The organism is Kordiimonas aquimaris (assembly GCF_025574485.1).
Classification (GTDB): Bacteria; Pseudomonadota; Alphaproteobacteria; order Sphingomonadales; family Kordiimonadaceae; genus Kordiimonas; species Kordiimonas aquimaris.
Genome location: NZ_JAOBPO010000023.1, coordinates 1 through 1,446, shown reverse-complemented (window position 1 = coordinate 1,446; position 1,446 = coordinate 1). Strand labels below are relative to the sequence as shown.

Below are 1,446 nucleotides of genomic sequence, written 5' to 3'. Positions count from 1 at the left end.
CTGTCAGCTTGACCTTCTCGCGCAACAACAACTACATCACTAACGTCAGAAACATCTAAAAGTGACGCTTCAATCTCGCCAAGCTCAATTCTAAAACCACGAACCTTAACTTGATGGTCGACCCGACCTATAAACTCAAGGTTCCCATCCGGCAGATAGCGCACCAGATCACCCGTCCGGTATAAACGAGAGCCCGTATCATTACTGAATGGGTTTGATATAAAGCGCTCCGCAGTAAGCTCGGGGCGGTTCAAATAACCCCGCGCCAAACCTGCTCCACCTATATATAACTCACCAACAGCACCTATCGGCAAAACCGATAAATTATCCGATAATACATAAAGCTGTGTATTCGATATGGGACGGCCTATTGGAACCGTGGAATGATCCGACAAACTAGACAGTGAAGGAACTTTGTAAATTGAAGACCCAACCGTCGATTCTGTAGGTCCATAATGATGAATAAGACGACTATTTGGTAAATGATCCCTCCGCCAATTCTTTAGTCCCTTAACCGACCATTCATCACCACCTACCACTATAATGTGTTGGCGAGTACTCAACTGAGATTTTTCGGTTTGTAAAATTAACGTTTCTAATAATTTAGGCGTCATCTTAAATAAATAATCGTCTACATCATTCAATAAGTGAGAATGTAAATTTGCAACCAACGCCTCATCATTAGGTATAAGCACAATTCGCTTGCCTATGATTAAAGGCACAAGTAACGAAGTGAAAACTGCATCAAAACTAAACCGAGTACTTACTACTGCGCCTAAAGTTTCTTTATTTAGGTAATGACTCAAACCATCGTGAACATAATTACCAACACTTTTATGTTCGACACATACACCTTTGGGCTTTCCTGTAGAGCCTGAGGTATAGATCACATAAGCGAGGTGGTCGGAGCATATCCCCAAAGCCGAAGTATCAGGGTTAGTCTCAGGGTAAAATGACAACGCCTCAAGCTGCTCTGGCTCATCGAGAAGCACCAGCTCAGGGCGATCCTGACAACGCTCATCAAACAATGATAGATCAGTCGCTATAGAAGCCTGACCAATAACTATGTGAGCTTGTGTATCATCAAGCATAAACCGAAGGCGGTCCTCCGGATAATCAGGATCCAGCGGAACATAAGCACCACCAGCCTTAAGTATTCCCATAATACCGACAACCATCTCAAGAGAGCGGTCAAGGCAAAGACCCACTAGACTATCTGGCTTAACTCCCTGCTCAATCAGGTAATGTGCAAGCTGATTACTCCGCTTGTTTAACTCAGCATAACTAAGTTCACTACCCTCATAAACGACAGCAATGTTATCTGGAGTGCGGCTGGCTTGCTCTTCAAATAAAGTATGCAAACACTTGTCTGATGCATAAGCCGCAGATGTATCATTCCATTCAATAAGTAAGCGGTCACGCTCCAGAGAAGATAATAATGGTAAA

1 protein-coding gene is annotated in these 1,446 nt (G+C 43.4%); it reads right to left on the bottom strand.

From position 1 onward, the window contains the following. The coding region (locus tag OEU88_RS17585) for a non-ribosomal peptide synthetase (protein ID WP_262696517.1) at positions 1-1,446 on the bottom strand (1,446 nt) is incomplete at both ends.